The 18,860-nt window shown below is 72.7% G+C and carries 11 protein-coding genes and 2 pseudogenes; 7 read left to right on the top strand and 6 right to left on the bottom strand.

Annotation, left to right across the window (positions count from 1 at the left end):
• Positions 1-36: 36 nt before the first annotated feature.
• On the bottom strand, positions 37-570 hold the full coding sequence (locus AQJ64_RS31000; protein WP_055638758.1) for a YwqJ-related putative deaminase: 534 nt from the start codon (positions 568-570) through the stop codon (positions 37-39).
• A 316-nt stretch (positions 571-886) separates the two neighbouring features.
• Between AQJ64_RS31000 and AQJ64_RS51820 the strand changes: the two genes are divergently transcribed.
• The 3 genes from AQJ64_RS51820 to AQJ64_RS30980 all read left to right on the top strand — a co-directional run bounded on the left by AQJ64_RS51820 (position 887) and on the right by AQJ64_RS30980 (position 5,765).
• Positions 887-1,882 carry an SMI1/KNR4 family protein gene (locus AQJ64_RS51820; RefSeq protein ID WP_079062049.1) on the top strand — a complete coding sequence of 332 codons (996 nt, stop codon included), beginning with the start codon at positions 887-889 and terminating at the stop codon, positions 1,880-1,882.
• A gap of 9 nt (positions 1,883-1,891) precedes the next feature.
• The gene (locus tag AQJ64_RS46670; protein ID WP_079062048.1) at positions 1,892-4,693 is read left to right on the top strand and encodes an SUKH-4 family immunity protein; all 2,802 of its coding nucleotides are present in this window, start codon (positions 1,892-1,894) and stop codon (positions 4,691-4,693) included.
• A 220-nt stretch (positions 4,694-4,913) separates the two neighbouring features.
• Positions 4,914-5,765 (top strand): cellulose-binding protein, encoded by an 852-nt coding sequence (locus tag AQJ64_RS30980; RefSeq protein WP_338060011.1) that lies wholly within the window; start codon positions 4,914-4,916, stop codon positions 5,763-5,765.
• Between the two features lie 113 nt (positions 5,766-5,878).
• On the opposite strand, the gene AQJ64_RS30975 is transcribed toward AQJ64_RS30980, so the two are convergent.
• The 3 genes from AQJ64_RS30975 to AQJ64_RS30965 all read right to left on the bottom strand — a co-directional run bounded on the left by AQJ64_RS30975 (position 5,879) and on the right by AQJ64_RS30965 (position 9,762).
• On the bottom strand, positions 5,879-7,462 hold the full coding sequence (locus AQJ64_RS30975; RefSeq protein WP_055637498.1) for a sodium/solute symporter: 1,584 nt from the start codon (positions 7,460-7,462) through the stop codon (positions 5,879-5,881).
• 59 nt (positions 7,463-7,521) lie between these two features.
• Entirely contained in the window at positions 7,522-7,929 is a 408-nt protein-coding gene (locus tag AQJ64_RS30970) for a DUF485 domain-containing protein (protein WP_059203192.1), read from the bottom strand.
• Positions 7,930-8,106: 177 nt separating this feature from the next.
• Positions 8,107-9,762, bottom strand: a complete 1,656-nt coding sequence (locus tag AQJ64_RS30965) for an MFS transporter (protein ID WP_059203191.1) — start codon at positions 9,760-9,762, stop codon at positions 8,107-8,109.
• A 484-nt stretch (positions 9,763-10,246) separates the two neighbouring features.
• Here AQJ64_RS30965 and AQJ64_RS30960 point away from each other — a divergent pair, with 484 nt between their 5' ends.
• From AQJ64_RS30960 to mfd, 3 genes are all read left to right on the top strand, one after another.
• A complete protein-coding gene (locus tag AQJ64_RS30960) occupies positions 10,247-11,035 on the top strand; it encodes an ABC transporter ATP-binding protein (protein WP_055637163.1) in 789 nt (262 codons plus the stop codon).
• Positions 11,032-13,614: an ABC transporter permease gene (locus AQJ64_RS30955; RefSeq protein WP_055637164.1), complete on the top strand. Its 2,583-nt coding sequence runs from the start codon at positions 11,032-11,034 to the stop codon at positions 13,612-13,614. Before AQJ64_RS30960 ends, AQJ64_RS30955 begins: the two co-directional genes overlap by 4 nt.
• A gap of 213 nt (positions 13,615-13,827) precedes the next feature.
• Positions 13,828-17,361 (top strand): transcription-repair coupling factor, encoded by a 3,534-nt coding sequence (mfd, locus tag AQJ64_RS30950; RefSeq protein WP_055637165.1) that lies wholly within the window; start codon positions 13,828-13,830, stop codon positions 17,359-17,361.
• Positions 17,362-17,408: 47 nt separating this feature from the next.
• Here mfd and AQJ64_RS46665 read toward each other — a convergent pair.
• Positions 17,409-17,756 (bottom strand): annotated as a pseudogene (locus tag AQJ64_RS46665) (MerR family transcriptional regulator); the annotation flags it as partial.
• 404 nt (positions 17,757-18,160) lie between these two features.
• Positions 18,161-18,355 carry an antitoxin gene (locus AQJ64_RS30945; protein WP_055637166.1) on the bottom strand — a complete coding sequence of 65 codons (195 nt, stop codon included), beginning with the start codon at positions 18,353-18,355 and terminating at the stop codon, positions 18,161-18,163.
• 194 nt (positions 18,356-18,549) lie between these two features.
• Here AQJ64_RS30945 and AQJ64_RS52575 point away from each other — a divergent pair.
• Positions 18,550-18,816: pseudogene (locus AQJ64_RS52575) on the top strand (hypothetical protein); the annotation flags it as partial.
• Positions 18,817-18,860 lie beyond the last annotated feature (44 nt).

The following is an 18,860-nucleotide window of genomic DNA, read 5'->3' as shown; positions in this document are numbered from 1 at the left end:
CTGCGTGCTGCGGGTGTGGTGCTGTGCCGGGGTGGGTCAGTCGTTCGCTTCCGGGTCGACGATGCGGACGCCGAAGTGGGCGCTGAGGGCGGTGCAGGCGCGGCAGGGTGCGGCGAAGCTGCCGTGGAGGGGGTCGCCGTCCTCGCGGATGCGGCGGGCGGTGAGTTTGGCTTGTTTCAGTGCTTTGCGGGCTTCGCCGTTGGTCATGGGTTTGCGGGCGGCGCGTCTGCTGCGGGCGGCGTCGGCGGCGGTGATGTGGCGGGAGATGAGGAGTGCTTCGGCGCAGCGTCCGGTGAAGCGGTCGCGTTGGGCGCTGCCGAGGGTATCGAGGAAGTCCTGGACGAGGTGGTGCAGGGCCGGGGGCTGGTCGCCCCGGGCCGCGGTGCTGGTGAGGGTGGCGCCGCGTACGGAGAGGGCGGCGGCGATGGTGGGGAGTATGCCGTCGCGGCGGTGACGGAGTGTGGGGGTGTGGGGGGTCTCGGCGCTGGACCAGCCGATGCGGGGGTCGCCGGATGCGGGCGTTTGCGGCCCGTTGTGCTGCCCCGTTTGCGTTGCGTTCATGATCGTCATCCCCTCCCGAGCATGCCCTCGGACGTCACAGGGTGCCAAATGGCGTGGCGGGTGCGGAAGCTGGGGCGGTGCGACACGCCCGGGTTTGGGCGGTCCGTGAGGGCGGGGTGACGGCTGGTCACGGATGCGGGGGGCGTCGAACGGAGCGCCGGTGACCCGTGTCGTCGTACCGCATAGGCTGTCGGCACCGTGATGCGCGCGGTGGGCGCGTGTTGGAGAACCGTTGGAGACAGTCGATACGGGGCGTGGTGGTCCGGGTCCGGAAGCGGAACCGGTCGCTGCGGGCCGTACCAGAGTGCCGCAGGGGGCAACCGCCATGACGACGAGTCGGCTCGGGCAACAGGCCGCGCCGCCGAACGCGGCCTATGCCGGGCAGGTCGTGCACTTCCCGGATCCGGTGCGGGCGGCACGGCACCCGAGAGGGGTGCGGGTGGACGAGCACGGCTATCCGGACTTTTCGCCGTACGCGCGTGCGGCGGCGGAGATCGCGGAGCCCCCGGAGGGTTTCGGGGTCGACGAGTTGCGGCTGACGGACTACGTGTCGGCGAACGCGGTGCTCGCGGCTTCGGGGCACGCGTTGTGGGACACGGTGCCGAATGTGGCGACGCCGCACGGCTGGACGTGGCATCACGTGGTGGGTTCGCGGCGGCTGGAGCTGGTTCCGGTCGAGGTGAAGGCGCTGCTGAGGCATCACGGTGGGCTGGCGACGGCTCCGGTGGATCAGTCGAAGCGGGGGACGCGGCCGTTGCAGGAGACGCGTCCGGCGCATGTGGGGCTGCCGAAGTCGGGTGTGGCGGTGACCGAGGCGCAGGTGCAGGGGGTCGAGGAGGACCTCGGGTACCGGCTGCCGGGGGCGTACCGGTCGTTCCTGAAGGCGGCGGGCGGGTGCGCGCCGGTGGGCGCGGCGCTGGACGCCGAGGTGGGGCTGCTGGTGGACCAGCCGTTCTTCACGGTGCGGGACGAGGCGGCGGTCAACGATCTCGTGTACGTCAACAAGTGTCTGCGGGACCACCTGACGAAGGACTACCTGGGCGTCGGGTTCGTACAGGGCGGGCTGCTGGCCGTGAAGGTGAAGGGCGAGCGGGTCGGTTCGGTGTGGTTCTGCGCGTACGACGACGTCCGGGACGTGGATCCCGCGTTGCCGCCGGCGGAGCGTACGCGGCGGCTGCTGCTGCCGTGCGGTGAGGACTTCGACGTGTTCCTGTCGCGGCTGGCCGGTAATCCGCCGGAGTTGGAGACGGTGGCGAATCTGATGGTGGACGGCGGGTTCGCGCGTGCGGTGCCCGTGGCGTCCGTCGGCGCGGGGGAGTGAGCTCAGGCGATGGTGACGTTCGCGCAGGCGCAGGAGCGCGCCGAGGAGTGGATCAACGGGGACGTTCCGGCGTACCAGCATCGTGAGGTGCGGGTGCGGGAGTTCGGGCTCGGGTTCGTGGTGTGGGCGGAGGACCGCGCGGAGGGTCCTCGGTCGGACGGGGGTGCGCAGCGGCTGGTGATCGCCCGGGACAGCGGGGAGGCCACGTTGTGGCCGGCGCTGCCGGTGGGTGAGGTGATCCGCCGTTACGAGGAGGAGTACGGCCGTCCGGACGAGCCCCGGGACGCGGTGCCGGCGCCTGCGGCGCGGGTGGATCTGAATCAGACGTCGTTCTTGTTGTCGCCGCCGGAGTGGTTGCAGGAGGCGGCGGACAAGCTGGGCATCGGGGAGCGGGGGGAGTCCGGCGGCGGGGCTGCCGGTGCCGGTACGGGTGCCGGTGTGTCCGCGGGTGCTGCGGCCGGTGCCGCGGCGCCGGATCCCTCGCTGCCGCGGACGCAGGCCGGGGTGCCGGGGAGCGGGCTGCCGCGGACGCAGGCCGGGGTGCCGGGGAGCGGGCTGCCGCGGACGCAGCCCGGGGTGCCGACGGGGCCCGCGTCCGGTGCGCCGGGGGGTCCTGTCGCGCCGCCGCCCGCCGGGGCCACGCCCTGGACGGGGACGGACACCAACGCCGACGCCGGCGACGACCGTTCGGTGCCGCTGCCCGCGACGGTCTTCGCGCCGCCGCTGAGCGGCTCCGACGAGCCCGCGCCGCCGCCCGCCGGGCTGCCGGACGCCAAGACGGCCCTGATGAAGGGTGGCAGCCGGCTCCCGCCGACGGCGGTCGCCCCGGCGATGGACGCCCCGGGCGCGCCGGGTGCCGCGGATACGCAGGGCGGCACACCGGCTCCGCCCCCGCCGCCCGGGCCGGGCGGGTCGTCGTACGGGTACCCGCAGGGGCCGGCCACGCCCGCGCCGCCCGCTCCCCCACAGGGGCCCGGTGGGTCGTCGTACGGGTACCCGCAGGGGCCGGGGGGTGCCGGTGCCGGGCAGGGGGCCACGCCCCCGCCTCCCCAGCCGCAGTCGGGTGTGCCGTCGTACGGGGCCGGAGCCGCGGGCGGGGGTGCGCCGGGGCGGCCGCTCGCGCCGAACGCCGGTGAGATCGCCGATGCCGCGACCAGCAAGGCGGCTCCGCCTCCGCGCCGTGCGCGCGGTGGGGCCACGCCGCCGCCTCCGCCGGGTGCGCCGGGGGCTCCGGGTGCGCGGCCGGGCGGTACGCCGCCGCCTCCGCCGCCCGGTCCGGGTGCGCCCGGTGGCGGTGCGGCGGGTGGCTATGTGCCCACGCAGTTGGTGTCGGCCCTGGAGCCGGAGGGGCCGGCCGGTCCCGGTGCGCCGAACGCGCCCGCCGGGCCGAACACGCCGGGTGGTGCTCCTCCCGGTGGTGTTCACCATGCCGCGACCATGCTGGCCGACCCCGGGCGGATGGGTCCGGGTGGGCCTGGTGGGCCGGGCGGGCCTGGTGGGACCGGTGGCCCGGGTGGGGTCGGGGGCGCGCCGCAGCCTCCGGGCGCCCCTGGGGTGCCGCAGGCTCCGGCGGGTGCTCCCGGCGTACCTCAGGCGCCCGGGGTTCCGGGGGCACCCGGTGCGCCCGGTGCCCCGCATCAGGCGCGGACCGTGCTGGCCGGACCCCCGGTCGGCGCCCCCGGTGCGCCCCCGCCGCCCGCCCCGGGTGCGCCGGGCGCTCCGGGTATGGCTCCGGGCGCCCCTGGGATGCCTCCGGGTGTCCCTCAGGGCATGCCCGCGGGTGTGCCCGGAGCGGGGCAGCCGCCGGCGTACGGGTATCCGCAGCAGCCGCCCGGGCAGCCGACGGTCGGTCCGGGCTACCAGGCCGTGCTGCGCTACCGCGCGCAGGACGGGTCGGAGCAGCAGGTGATCCGGCGTTCGGCGCCGGGCACCCCGCACCCGGAGTGGCAGATCTTCCACGAGCTGCGGGCCATGAACGTGCCCCCGGACCAGGTGCTGGAGCTGCACACCGAGCTGGAGTCCTGCGAGCTGCCGGGTGCGTACTGCGCGCGGATGATCCGGGAGCAGTGGCCGCAGGCGCGGCTGGCGAGCATCGCGCCGTACGGCACGGACCACGCGAGCCGGCAGCAGGGCATGCGGCAGTTGCTGGCGCACCAGGGCGAGTTGCACCAGGTGGCCGACGGTCCCGCGCGGCCCGCGCCGGTGCGGGCGCCGTTGCCGCCGGTGCAGCCGGTCCCGCCGGTCCCGCCGGAGGCGATCGCGCAGGAGCTGGGCGGGGCGTTCGGGCCGGGGCTGTTCCGGTTCGAGCAGGCCGCGGTGTCCCGGCAGGGGGTGCCGCCGGTGGTGGCGCACACCCTGGTGGTGGCGGGTCTGCCGATGGACATGGGGCCGTTCTTCTGGGCGCAGGCCCAGCCGGGGCGGCCGGTGCCGACGCTGGCGGAGCTGGCGGCGGAGCGCGGTGTGCGGCCGGCGCCGGACGCGGGGTCGTACCTCGTCATGGGCAGTGATTTCGGCAGGGCGATCTGTGTGCAGTACGGGACCGCGAACATCGTCGCGGTGCCGGTGGAGGCGGGGCCGGGCGGTGGGGTCGTGCCGCCGCAGTTCGTGAACACCGGGCTGCCCGAGTTCCAGCGGTGCCTCGCCCTGCTGGGCCGGATGTGGCGGCTGCGGTTCGGGCTGAACCAGGAGCAGGCGGGTCGCTGGACGGTGGACTTCCAGGCCCAGTTGGCCTCGCTGGACCCGGCGGCGCTGGGTTCGCCGGAGAGCTGGTGGTCGGTGCTGCTGGAGCAGATGTGGGACGGGCTGCTGTGAGGCGGGCGTCCCGCTGACGCCGGGTGTGTCGGGGGCCGGGCCGGTCATATGACCGGCCCGGCCCTTTTCCGTGCGGGAAGGACCGCACCATGCGCCCGGAGTGTCGCGTTATGAACACTTAAGTCCGATACATCAAGATATGCGGGAAATCATCATTTCGCGTCCGTCTGGTGGAAGGGGCTACAGCATGAGCAGCGCACGGGTGTCATCGCCTGGGTTCGTGACCGTTCTCGGGCGCGGCTACCGGCCCAAAGAAGTCGACATGTTCACCGCCGCGCTCTCCGCCGAACGCGACGCGGCCTGGGAGCGGGTCACCCGGCTCACGGTGCTCGCCAAGGAGATGGTGGTGGAGGCCAAGCGGCTGCGCGAGGCCTGCACGGAGATCAAGCCGCAGACGTACGACACCCTCGGGGAGCGCGCCCGGCGCGTGTGGGATCTCGTACAGGAAGAGGCGGCCGGGATGGTCGAGCGCGCCCGGCGGGAGGCGGCGGAGGAGGTCGCGCAGGCCGAGGAGCACGCCGAGACGCTGGGCCGCACGGCGCAGGAGCAGGCGGAGGCGATCCGCACGCAGGCCAAGGAGGACGCCCACAAACGGCTGCTCGCCGCGCGCGCCGAGGCGCAGGGCATCCGGGTCACCGCGCGGCGCAAGGTGAAGGAGTTCCGCGGTGCGGAGCTCGACGCGCTGCGTGACGTACGGCAGCGCACCGCGGGCCTGCTGGTGGAACCGAAGCACGAGCACGCCGAGAAGTGGGCCGAGGCGGACCGTGAGCTAGCCGAGCGGATCGCCGCCATGGAGGCGAACAACGAGCGGGCGGTGGCCCGTGCCGAGGAGGCCCTGGCCGCGGCGCAGCGGGAGTTCACCGAGGCCCAGGAGTCGATCGGCCGGCGTCAGGAGGAGGCACGCGCGCGTGCCACGCAGATCCTCGCCGAGGCCCGGCTGAAGGAGGACCGCATCGCCCAGGAGACGGAACGGGTGGTGCGCAAGCACCATGAGCTCTCGGACGAGGTGCGGGCGCACATGGAGCAGGTCCAGGAGAGCCTGAGGGCGCTCACGGGCCGCCCTGCGGAGTGATCGGGCCGGGACCCTCGCCGGCCCCGGTCCGAGGGACCGGGGGCCCGTCCTGCGCGCCGCATCACGCGGCGGGGCGCAGGACGGGCCCACGTGCCGTGCCGTCCGCCGGGGCGTCAGTCGCCCTTGCGCCCCGCCGCTCCCGCCAGGATCCAGCCCTCCACGGCCTCGTACCGGCGGCGCTGCTCCTCGGCGCCTTGCCGGCCGGAGGCCAGGGTGCCCAGCCAGCCGAAGGCGAAGCCGAGCGGGACGGTGACGATGCCGGTGGTGGTGAAGGGGAACCAGTTGAAGTCGGCCTCGGGGAACGCGGCGGCGGGTGAGCCGGAGACCAGGTTCGTGCCCGGCATCAGGAGCAGGACGGCGAGGGTGCCGCCGATGAGCGTGCACAGCAGGCCGGTGCGGGTGTAGCGGCGCCAGAAGAGGCTGTAGACGAGGGCGGGGGCGAGGGCGGAGGCGCCCAGGCAGAAGGAGAGCGTGACCAGGGGTTGCAGGCTGCGGTGCTGCACCTGGGTGGCGAGCAGGATGGTCGGTACGCCGACGGCCAGCGCGGACAGCCGGGCGATCAGCATCTCGCGCTGCGGGGTCGCGGTACGCGCGCGTGCCGCGAAGACGTCGTGGGCGAGGGAGTTGGCGCAGGCGAGGATCATGCCGGCGACGGAGGCCAGGACGGTGAGGAAGATCGCCGTGGTGACCGCCGTGAACAGCAGGGTCTCCGCGGTGGACACGTCCGTGCCGAACGCGGCCCGTGAGCCCAGCAGATAGGCGGTGTTGCCCTGCGGGTCCGCGGCGGCGATCGCCGCGCGGCCGATCAGGGCCGTGGCGCCGAATCCGACGACGGTCATGACCAGGACGAACACGGCCACGCCGGACACCGCCCAGGACAGCGAGCGGCGCACCTGGCGGGCGCTGGACGCGGTGTACATGCGCATGGTGATGTGCGGCAGGCAGGCACCGCCCAGGACCACCGACAGCTGGGCCGTGATCATGTCGATGCGGGGGTAGGGGCTGCCGGCGAACTCCAGGCCGGAGCGCAGGAACGCGTCGCCGACCCCGCTGCCCTTCGCGGCCGCGTCGAACAGGGTGCCCGGGTTCCAGTCGAAGCGAGCGAGGACGACGAGGGCGACGGCGGCGCCGGAGCCGAGCAGGGTGACGATCTTCAGGATCTGGATGAGGGCGGTGCCCTTCATGCCGCCGATCGCCGCGTAGCTGATCATCAGCGCGCCCATGACGACGACGCAGCCGGTCTTCACGGAGTCTCCGGAGAAGCCCAGGATGAACGCGAGGAGCTGTCCGGTGCCGGCGAGCTGCACCAGCATCATCGGCAGCAGCGCGGCGAGGGTGACGGCGCAGGCGGTGATCCGTACGGCGCGGCCGGGCATCCTTCTGGCCAGCGCGTCGCCCATGGTGAACCGGCCCGCGTTGCGCAGGGGTTCGGCCAGCAGGAACATCAGCAGCATCAGCGACAGGGCCGTGCTGAGGGCGAGGACGACACCGTCGTAGCCGCACAGGGCGATGACTCCGCCGGTGCCGAGGACGGTGGCGGCGGAGATGTAGTCGCCGGCGATGGCGAGGCCGTTGCGCAGCGGGGACAGGGAACGGTAGCCGGTGTAGAACTCGTCGAGGTCGTCGCGGTCGGGGCCGGTCATCACGCACAGCAGCAGGGTGACGGTGGCGACCGCGGTGAAGGCGGCCAGTGACATGGTCTGCGCGTCGCCGCTGAACTCCGTGACGGAGGCCGCGAGAGGGGTGCGTGCATTGCTCACCGGGTGGCTCCCCGCCGTACGTCGATCTCGGACTGCTTGCGGATGCGGTCGGCGAGCGGGTCGACCCGGCGCCGGGCGGTGTGCTCGTAGACGCCGATCGCCAGCCAGGTGACGGGGAGCTGGATCAGCCCGAGGAGGAGGCCGGCGGGCACTCCGGTGGTGACGGTGGCCGTCATCAGGGACGGCGCGAAGCCGGACAGGGCCAGGAACACGACGAAGTAGCCGAGCGCGGTGAGCGTGGCCACGCGGCGCTGGCGGCGGTAGGCGCTGCGCAGGGTCCGCAGGTCGCTGTGGTGCCCGAGCGGGGTGGGGTGGTCGGGTCGGTGGCGCGGGGGTGCGGGGGGTGGTGGGGGTGGCGGCTGCCAGGGGTACGTCGGGTGGGGGCGGGACGGGTCGTGGGACATCCCGTGCTCCTTGCGCGGCTCGGGTCCGTGGCGGCGGACCGCAGGGAGGTGGGGTGGGGGGTGGCGAGCCACGCACGTTACTCGGGAGTACGGTCGGTGCGAAGTCTTTTCACCAAACTGGTCGGTCGGTATGCGCTTACTGTGCGAACCGGTCCCTGACCTGGGGTGTTACCCGCGTTAACCGCGCCTCTCCGCCCGGCCCTCCGGCTGCTCGTCCGCCGCCGGCGACTCGACCCGGTCCTGCTCCCCCAGTACCGGGAACCGGCGCGGCGCCACGCACAGCAGCACCAGGAAGGCCAGCGCGGCGGCGCCCGACGCGCCCAGATACACGGCGTGCACGGCGCCCGCGACAGCGCGCCGGACCGACTCGGGCGCCGTACCGGCATCGAGCGCGCGGGTGACCGAGTCCAGATCGCCCGCCCCGCCCAGCCGGGCCGCCAGCACCCCGTTGGCCACCGCGCCGAACACCGAGGCGCCGATCGTCTGCCCGGTCTGCCGGCAGAACAGCACCGACGCCGTCGTCGTCCCGCGCTCCGACCAGCCCACCGTCGACTGCACCCCCACGATCAGCGGCAGCTGGAAGAGGCCGAGCGCCGCCCCGAGCACCAGCATCAGCAGGGTCGGCTGCCAGGCCGCCCCGGGATACGGCAGGAAGGGGAACGCCAGCAGGATCAGCGCGGCGGCGCCGATGCCGAGCAGCGCGGTGTCACGGAAGCCGATCCGCCGGTAGACGTGCTGGCTCAGCGCGGCGGACACCGGCCAGCTCAGCGTCCACACCGAGAGCACGAAGCCGGCCGCCACCGGGCCGAGCTCCAGCACCGACTGCGCGTACGTCGGCAGGAACACCGAGGGGGCCACCATCAGCAGGCCCAGCGCGCCCAGGGCCAGATTGACCGCCGCGATCGTACGGCGCCGCCACACCCACCCCGGGATGATCGGCTCCGCCGCCCGGCGTTCGACGACCACCACGAGCCCCGCCAGCGCCAGCCCCGCACCGAACAGCCCGAACGAGGGCCCCGACAGCCACGGCCACGCCACCCCGCCCTGCACCAGCGCGGTCAGCAGCACCCCACCACACGCGAACACGGCCGACGCCCCGACCCAGTCCACGCGCGCGCGGGGCGCCGACTCCGGCCGCGGTGTCCTGCCTGCACGCGCGCGTGGGGAGGATTCCGGCCGCGGCGTCCGGCCCTCACGCGCGCGTGGCGACGATTTTGCCCGCGACGCCCGCTGGGGCTCGTGCAGATGACGGACGATCAGCCACAACGCCACCGCCCCGATGGGCAGGTTGACCAGGAAGATCCAGCGCCAGTCCGCGTACGCCGCGAGCACCCCGCCCAGGCCGGGACCCGCCACCGCCGCCACCGCCCACACCGTGGACAGCTTCGACTGGATCTTCGGCCGCTCCTCGAGCGGATACAGATCGGCGGCGAGCGTCTGCACCGTGCCCTGGAGCGCGCCGCCGCCCAGCCCCTGCACCACGCGGAAGGCGATCAGCGCCGCCATGTTCCAGGCGAGCGCGCACAGCAGCGACCCCAGCAGGAACAGTGCGGCGCCCACCACCAGCACCGGTTTGCGGCCGAAGGTGTCGGAGAGCTTGCCGTAGACGGGCAGGGTGACCGTCACCGCGAGCAGATAGCCCGAGAACAGCCAGGAGAACACCGCGAACCCGCCCAGGTCGCCCACGATCTGCGGGACGGCCGTGGAGACCACGGTGGAGTCCAGGGCGGCCAGCGCCATGGAGAGCATCAGCGCGGCCACCACCGCGCCCCGCCGCTGTCCGCCCGTGCGCCGTGGTGCGGCCTCGCGTGTCGCGGGTCTCGTGTCCCCCACCGGATGCCCTCCCCTGCCGTCTCCCGTGTCCCCTGCATCTATCTGCCGGAGGACAGCTTCCCACTCGACCTTCGCACCGGGGGAGCCTTGACCTTCACGCGACGGAAGGGTGCGGCCCGGGACCACCGGGGGTGGAGCGGCGCGGGGCCGAAGGGTGGAGTCGACCCCGAGGGCCGCTCCACCCGGCGGTGGAGAGCCCCTAGGGGTACCTCCGTACCAGGTCTCGGGGAGGGTTCGTACCGGCGGAGGACGAGACCGACCGGGGTGCCTTCTTAACCTGGCTTTATGCCGTTGGGGGTGGCCAGCCCCAGTGGCGGAGGGTGGGGTTAACCCCCCGGCAGGACGGGTCCCGGCACCAGCGCGCCGGACCCCCTCCCACCGCCAGACTCTTCGACGTAGCACTTCTCGCACTTCTCGCACTTCCCCCCGGGGCATCCACCGCGGTCCAGTGCGATCCATCCATTTCCGACATAGGAGATCTACCGTGACTTCGGCTGTGACCATTCCCAGGCACGGGGGCACTGGAGGGCGTACGGCCGTCGCCGCGCGGGCGCGGCAGGTCGTCAAGGCGTACGGGTCCGGCGAGACCCGTGTCGTCGCCCTCGACCACGTCGACGTGGACATCGCGCGCGGGCAGTTCACCGCGATCATGGGCCCCTCGGGGTCCGGCAAGTCCACCCTGATGCACTGCCTCGCCGGTCTCGACACCGTGACGAGCGGTCAGATCCATCTGGACGACACCGAGATCACCGGCCTGAAGGACAAGAAGCTCACCCAGCTGCGCCGGGACCGGATCGGGTTCATCTTCCAGGCGTTCAACCTGCTGCCCACGCTCAACGCCATCGAGAACATCACGCTCCCCATGGACATCGCGGGCCGCAAGCCCGACAAGGAGTGGCTCGCGCGCGTGGTCGACACCGTCGGACTGTCCGACCGGCTCAAGCACCGGCCCACCCAGCTCTCCGGCGGTCAGCAGCAGCGTGTCGCCGTGGCGCGCGCCCTGGCGGCCCGCCCCGAGATCATCTTCGGTGACGAGCCGACCGGAAACCTCGACTCGCGCGCGGGCGCCGAGGTCCTCGGCTTCCTGCGCCGCTCCGTCGACGAGCTGGGCCAGACCATCGTGATGGTCACCCACGACCCGGTGGCGGCCTCGTACGCGGACCGGGTGCTGTACCTCGCCGACGGCCGGATCGTCGACGAGATGTTCAAGCCGACCGCGGACGCCGTCCTGGACCGCATGAAGGACTTCGACGCGCGGGGGCGTACGTCATGACCGTCCTGAAGACCTCGATGCGCAACTTCTTCGCGCACAAGGGACGCATGGCCCTGTCGGCCGTCGCGGTCCTGCTCTCCGTCGCCTTCGTCTGCGGCACGCTGGTGTTCACCGACACCATGAACACCACCTTCGACAAGCTGTTCGCCGCCACCTCCTCCGATGTCACGGTCAGCGCCAAGGACGCCTCGGACACCGGTGAGACCACCTCCGACAACGGCAAGCCGCCGGTCATGCCGGCCTCCGTGCTCACCAAGGTGCGCGAGTCCCAGGGCGTGAAGACGGCGGAGGGGACCGTCTTCTCGACCTCGGTGACCGTCGTGGACGCCGACAAGGACAACCTCTCCCCGTCCAGCGGCGCCCCGACCATCGTCGGCAGCTGGAACGGCAACGACGCCCGCACCATGAAGATCACCTCCGGTGCGGCGCCCCGGGGCTCCGGCCAGGTCATGGTCGACAAGGACACCGCCGACAAGCACCACCTCAAGCTCGGCGACGAGATCGGCGTGATCAGCGCGGTCGGCACGCACACCGCGCGGATCTCCGGCATCGCCGCGTTCCAGGTCACCAACCCCGGCGCCGCGATCTTCTACCTGGACACCAGGACCGCCCAGCAGACCCTGGTCGGCGAGCCGGACGTGTACACCAACGTCAACGTCACGGCCGCGGCCGGCGTCAGCGACGAGCAGCTGAAGAAGAACGTCACGGCGGAGCTCGGCACGGCCGGCTACAAGGTGCAGACCGCCAAGGAGACGGCCGACGCCAACCGCGCGGACGTCGGCGGCCTGCTGAACGTCATGAAGTACGCGATGCTCGGCTTCGCCGGGATCGCCTTCCTCGTCGGCATCTTCCTGATCATCAACACCTTCTCCATGCTGGTCGCCCAGCGCACCCGGGAGATCGGCCTCATGCGGGCCATCGGCTCCAGCCGCAGGCAGGTCAACCGCTCCGTCCTCGCCGAGGCGCTGCTGCTCGGTGTCGTCGGCTCGGTCCTCGGCGTCGGCGCGGGCATCGGTCTCGCCGTCGGCCTGATGAAGCTCATGGGCATGACGGGCATGAACCTCTCCACCGACGACCTGACGGTGGCCTGGACGACCCCGGTGGTCGGCCTCGCCCTCGGCGTGATCGTCACCGTCCTCGCCGCCTGGCTGCCCGCCCGCCGCGCCGGCAAGGTCTCCCCGATGGCCGCCCTGCGCGACGCGGGCGCCCCGGCCGACGCCAAGGCCGGTGCCGTACGGGCCGTGCTGGGCCTGCTGCTGACCGGCGCGGGCGGCTACGGTCTCTACCTGGCCTCCGCCGCCGACAAGGCGAAGGAGGGCTCCCTCTGGCTCGGCCTCGGCGTGGTGCTGTCCCTGATCGGCTTCGTGGTCATCGGCCCGCTGCTCGCCGGCGGCGTGGTCCGCGTCCTCGGCACGGTCCTGCTGAGGGCCTTCGGCCCCGTCGGCCGCATGGCCGAACGCAACGCCCTGCGCAACCCGCGCCGCACCGGCGCCACCGGCGCCGCCCTGATGATCGGCCTCGCCCTGGTCGCCTGTCTCTCGGTCGTCGGCTCCTCCATGGTCGCCTCCGCGACCGACCAGCTCGACAAAACCGTCGGCACCGACTTCATCATCCAGAGCGACAACGGGCAGCTCATCACCCCGCAGGCCGTCCGCGCGGTCAAGGACACGCCGGGCCTGGAGCGGGTCACCGAGTACAAGTGGACCAAGGCCGACTTCACCACGCCCGACGGCAGGACGCTCGACGGCACCGCCATCACCGCGGCCGACCCGAGCTACGCGACGGACCTGCGCACCGAGACGGTCGCCGGCAAGCTCGCCGACGCCTACGAGCCGGACTCGATGTCCGTCCACGAGAAGTTCGCCGAGGACCACGACATCCACCTCGGGTCCAAGATCGCGGTGGCGTTCGACAACGGCTCCACGGCCCGCCTCACCGTCCGCGCGATCACCAGCAGTGACGTCGTCATCGACCAGGGCGCGATGTACACCTCCATCGACACGATGAAGAAGTACGTCCCCGCCGACAAGCTCCCGCTCGACCAGCTGGTGTTCGCCTCGGCGAAGGACGGACAGCAGGACGCCGCCTACACGTCCCTGAAGTCCGCCCTGCACGACTACCCGCAGTACAGCGTCCGCGACCAGACCGACTACAAGCAGGCGCTGAAGGACCAGATCGGCCAGCTCCTCAACCTGATCTACGGCCTCCTGGCGCTCGCGATCGTCGTCGCGATCCTGGGCGTGGTGAACACCCTGGCCCTCTCCGTGGTGGAACGCACCCGCGAGATCGGCCTGATGCGCGCCATCGGTCTCTCCCGCCGCCAGCTGCGCCGCATGATCCGCCTGGAGTCGGTGGTCATCGCCCTCTTCGGCGCCCTCCTCGGCCTCGGTCTGGGCATGGGCTGGGGCGCCACCGCCCAGCAGCTCCTCGCCCTGGAGGGCCTGACCGTCCTCGAGATCCCCTGGCCGACCATCACCGCCGTCTTCGTCGGCTCGGCCTTCGTGGGCCTGTTCGCGGCCCTGATCCCCGCCTTCCGCGCCGGCCGCATGAACGTCCTGAACGCGATCGCGACGGACTAGACGGCACCACGCCGCACGAGAAAGGCACCGAGAAGCCACGGGGGCTTCTCGGTGCCTTTCTCTCCGACCGCACCCCGAGAAACCCTGGTTGTCCACAGCCCCCGGCGAACGGCAGCGCCCCGTCGTACCCTGGACACCCCCGGCCCGTGACGCGTGTCGGGTCCTTCGCGTTGCCCACCCGCGTTGCCCACCCACCGACGAAAGCCGCCCCGAATGAGCCTGCACGGTCTGCTCGACGCCGTCGTCAAGGACACCGCCCTCGCCGAAGCGATCCCCGCGGCCGCAGACGGCAACCGCATGCACATCGACCTGGTCGGCCCCCCGGCGGCCCGCCCCTTCGCCATCGCCGCCCTCGCCCGCGAGACCGGCCGCACGGTCCTCGCCGTCACCGCGACCGGCCGCGAGGCCGAGGACCTGGCCGCCGCCCTGCGCTCCCTGCTCCCGCCGGACACGGTCGCCGAGTACCCCTCCTGGGAGACGCTCCCGCACGAACGCCTCAGCCCCCGCAGCGACACCGTGGGCCGCCGCCTCGCCGTCCTGCGCCGGCTGTCCCACCCCCGCCCGGACGACCCCGAGACGGGCCCGGTCTCGGTCGTCGTGGCACCGGTCCGCTCGGTCCTCCAGCCGCAGGTCAAGGGCCTCGGCGACCTGGAACCGGTGGCCCTGCGCACCAGTCAGCAGGCCGACCTGAACGAGATCGTCGAAGCCCTCGCGGCGGCCGCCTACGCGCGCGTGGAGCTCGTCGAGAAGCGTGGCGAGTTCGCCGTACGGGGCGGCATCCTGGACGTGTTCCCGCCCACCGAGGAACACCCCCTGCGCATCGAGTTCTGGGGCGACGACGTCGAGGAGATCCGCTACTTCAAGGTCGCCGACCAGCGCTCCCTCGAAGTCGCCGAGCACGGACTGTGGGCCCCGCCCTGCCGTGAACTCCTGCTGACGGACGACGTCCGCACGCGTGCGCGTGCCCTCGCCGAGCAGCACCCGGAACTCGGCGAACTGCTCCACAGGATCGCCGAGGGGATCGCGGTCGAGGGCATGGAGTCCCTCGCCCCCGTCCTCGTCGACGACATGGAGCTGCTGATCGACGTCCTGCCGAAGGGCGCGATGGCCGTCGTGTGCGACCCGGAGCGGGTCCGCACGCGCGCCGCCGACCTGGTGGCGACCTCGCAGGAGTTCCTTCAGGCGTCCTGGGCGGCCACGGCCGGCGGCGGCGAGGCGCCCATCGACGTCGGCGCGGCCTCCCTGTGGTCCATCGCGGACGTCCGCGACCGCGCGCGCGAGCTGGACATGATGTGGTGGTCGGTGTCGCCGTTCACCGCCGACCTCGAGCTGGAGGCCGACACCCTCCAGCTCGGTATGCACGCCCCCGAGACGTACCGCGGCGACACCGCGAAGGCCCTCGCCGACACCAAGGGCTGGCTCGCCGACGGCTGGCGCGTCGTCTTCGTCACCGAGGCCCACGGCCCGGCGGCCCGCACGGTGGAGGTCCTCGGCGGCGAGGGCGTCGCCGCCCGCCTCGACACGGACCTCGCCTCGCTGAGCCCCTCCGTCGTCCATGTGGCGTGCGGTTCCGTCGAGTACGGTTTCGTCGACGCGGCGCTGAAGCTGGTCGTCCTCACCGAGACCGACCTCTCGGGCCAGAAGGCCGCCGGCAAGGACGGCGCCCGCATGCCCGCGCGCCGCCGGAAGACGATCGACCCGCTCACCCTGGAGGCGGGCGACTACATCGTCCACGAGCAGCACGGCGTCGGCCGCTACATCGAGATGGTGCAGCGCACCGTGCAGGGCGCCACGCGCGAGTACCTCGTCGTGGAGTACGCCCCCGCCAAGCGCGGCCAGCCCGGCGACCGCCTCTACATCCCCACCGACCAGCTGGAGCAGATCACCAAGTACGTCGGCGGCGAGGCACCCACGCTGCACCGGCTCGGCGGCGCCGACTGGACGAAGACCAAGGCGCGCGCGAAGAAGGCCGTCAAGGAGATCGCGGCCGACCTGATCAAGCTGTACTCCGCGCGCATGGCCGCCCCCGGGCACGCGTTCGGCACGGACACACCGTGGCAGCGCGAGCTGGAGGACGCGTTCCCGTACGCGGAGACCCCCGACCAGCTCACCACCATCGCCGAGGTCAAGGACGACATGGAGAAGACGGTCCCCATGGACCGCCTGATCTGCGGTGACGTCGGCTACGGCAAGACGGAGATCGCGGTCCGCGCCGCCTTCAAGGCCGTCCAGGACGGCAAGCAGGTCGCGGTCCTCGTCCCGACGACCCTGCTCGTCCAGCAGCACTTCGGCACGTTCAGCGAGCGGTACGCGCAGTTCCCGGTCAACGTCAGGGCGCTGTCCCGGTTCCAGACCGACACCGAGGCGAAGGCGGTCCTGGAGGGCCTGCGCGAGGGCGCGGTGGACGTCGTCATCGGCACCCATCGCCTGTTCTCCTCGGAGACGAAGTTCAAGGACCTCGGCCTGGTCGTCGTCGACGAGGAGCAGCGCTTCGGCGTCGAGCACAAGGAGCAGCTGAAGAAGCTCCGCGCGAACGTCGACGTACTGACGATGTCCGCGACCCCGATCCCGCGCACCCTGGAGATGGCGGTCACCGGCATCCGCGAGATGTCGACGATCACCACCCCGCCGGAGGAGCGCCACCCGGTGCTCACCTTCGTCGGCCCGTACGAGGAGAAGCAGATCGGCGCCGCCATCCGCCGTGAACTGCTGCGCGAGGGCCAGGTCTTCTACATCCACAACCGGGTCGAGTCGATCGACCGCGCGGCGGCCCGGCTGCGCGAGATCGTCCCGGAGGCGCGGATCGCCACGGCCCACGGCCAGATGTCCGAGTCGGCTCTCGAACAGGTCGTCGTCGACTTCTGGGAGAAGAAGTTCGACGTGCTCGTGTCGACGACGATCGTCGAGTCCGGCATCGACATCTCCAACGCCAACACCCTGATCGTGGAGCGCGGCGACACCTTCGGTCTCTCCCAGCTGCACCAGCTGCGCGGCCGGGTGGGCCGCGGCCGCGAGCGCGGGTACGCGTACTTCCTGTACCCGCCGGAGAAGCCGCTGACGGAGACCGCGCACGAGCGTCTCGCCACGATCGCCCAGCACACCGAGATGGGCGCGGGCATGTACGTGGCGATGAAGGACCTGGAGATCCGAGGGGCCGGAAACCTGCTCGGCGGCGAGCAGTCCGGGCACATCGCGGGCGTCGGCTTCGACCTGTACGTCCGGATGGTCGGCGAGGCGGTCGCGGACTACCGGCGTCAGCTGGAGACCGGTGAGATCGAGGAGGAGCCGCCGCTCGAGGTCAAGATCGAGCTGCCGGTCGACGCGCACGTCCCGCACGACTACGCCCCCGGCGAGCGGCTGCGCCTGCAGGCCTACCGTGCCATCGCCTCGGCCGACTCCGAGGACGACATCAAGGCCGTACGCGAGGAACTCGTCGACCGCTACGGCAAGCTGCCCGAGCCGGTGGAGAACCTGCTCCTCGTCGCCGGGCTGCGCATGCTGGCCCGCGCGTGCGGGGTCGGTGAGATCGTCCTCCAGGGCACCAACATCCGCTTCGCACCGGTGGAGTTGCGCGAGTCGCAGGAACTGCGCCTGAAGCGCCTCTACCCCGGCTCCGTCATCAAGCCGGCCGTCCACCAGATCCTCGTACCCCGCCCGAAGACGGCGAAGGTCGGCGGCAAGCCGCTGGTCGGCCGGGAACTGCTGGGCTGGGTGGGGGAGTTCCTGGCGTCCGTGCTGGGGTCGTAGGACGAGGGCGGCGAGGTCAGGCCACCGGCCGGATCCGTACGGGTCCGGCCGGTGGCCTCGGCCGGTGCCGCCGCCAGCCGGTCACGGACCGCGGCCTGGGCCGTGATCCGCTCGTCCATCACCGCGAGCCGCCGCAGCGCGACGCCGAGGGTCCGCGCGGTCGGCGGGGACGTGGCCAGGTCCCCGTGCAGACACGCCAGGAACACCCGTACGTCGTCCAGGGTGAGCCCCGCGCGGACGAGGTCGCGGATGGTGCGGACCCGGACGGCGGTGGCGGGGTCGTGGAGCCGGTAGCCGTCGGCGGCGCGCTCGGAGGCGATGAGTCCCGCCTGCTCGTAGTGCCGCAGGGCGCGCGCGGAGACGCCGGTGACCCGGGCGAGCTCGCCGATCCGCAGGTGGGTGCCGGTGCCGGTGCCGGTGCCGCGGCTGGCCGGCCGAGCGGTGGGCGGCGGCCCGGGAGCGCCTGGTCGCCCGCCCGGGGCCCCGTCGAGCCGGACGGTACGGCGACGCAGGCGGGCCGCGACCTGCGCCGTCCGGCTGGCCGGCCTCCTCGGTGACTACTGGCTCACACCTTGCCCATCCCCCAGGTGGATTCCGAGGGCAGCAGGCCGGAGCCGATGACCGGCAGGGGGCGGTGCCGGCGAGTGGCGAGGCCGGGCGCCGGGGTGTGCGGGAAGCCGCCCGCGGGAGGTGAGGCTGCGCGGACGGCTTCTCGTTTCAGGTGGTGTGCGGGGTCCGGCGCGCGCGCCGGACGTTCCTCCGTGGTCTCTTCGGCGATCGCGTCAGCGCCGTTGGGGGGTCATTGCCCCTCGGGCCGGTCGGGCCGTTCGCGGTCCATGCCGAGCGAGCCCTCGATCCGCTGCTGGGCTTCGTCGGTCTGGCCCTCGTACTTGTTGCCCGTCCTCTCGTTGACCTTCCGTTCGGCGGCGTCGGACGTGTCCTTGGCCTTGTCCTGTGCCGCCCGGTTGTGCCTGAACCTGTCGAGGATGCCCATGCAGAGCTCCTTCCGGAGGTGATTCACCATCGACGATATTCCCGAGATGTGGGACATGCCCACTTGAGGCCGTGGTGGTCTGGACCTCCCGGATGCCGCGGAGTGCCCCATCGGTACGGTGTGCACCGACGTCCGCCGGGGAAACCGCCCTGTGCGGGGTTGGCAGCGGGCAGGCAAGGGGAGGGGCGCACGGGATGCGTCTGAGGGGTGGGGCGGCGACCGCCGCCATGCTGATGAGCGCGGTGACCGTCGCGGCGGTGGCCGGCTGTGCCGGCCAGGGCACGGGAGACGGCCTCGGATCCGGGTCGGGTTCCGGTTCGGGACCGAAGGCGGGCGGGGGAGCGGCTCTCGCGGCCGCCGGGGAGCTCACGGTGAAGGGGCGCGCGCCCCAGACCGGCTACGAGCGGGACAGGTTCGGCACCGCGTGGGCCGACACGGACTCCAACGGCTGTGACACACGCGTTATCTCTATGGTTCGCGCTGTGGTGAGGCTTTTCTCGCAGCG

The organism is Streptomyces griseoruber, from assembly GCF_001514205.1.
Taxonomy (GTDB): domain Bacteria; phylum Actinomycetota; class Actinomycetes; order Streptomycetales; family Streptomycetaceae; genus Streptomyces; species Streptomyces griseoruber.
Note: the sequence above shows the minus strand (reverse complement) of the source record. Positions and strands in the feature narration are given on the sequence as shown.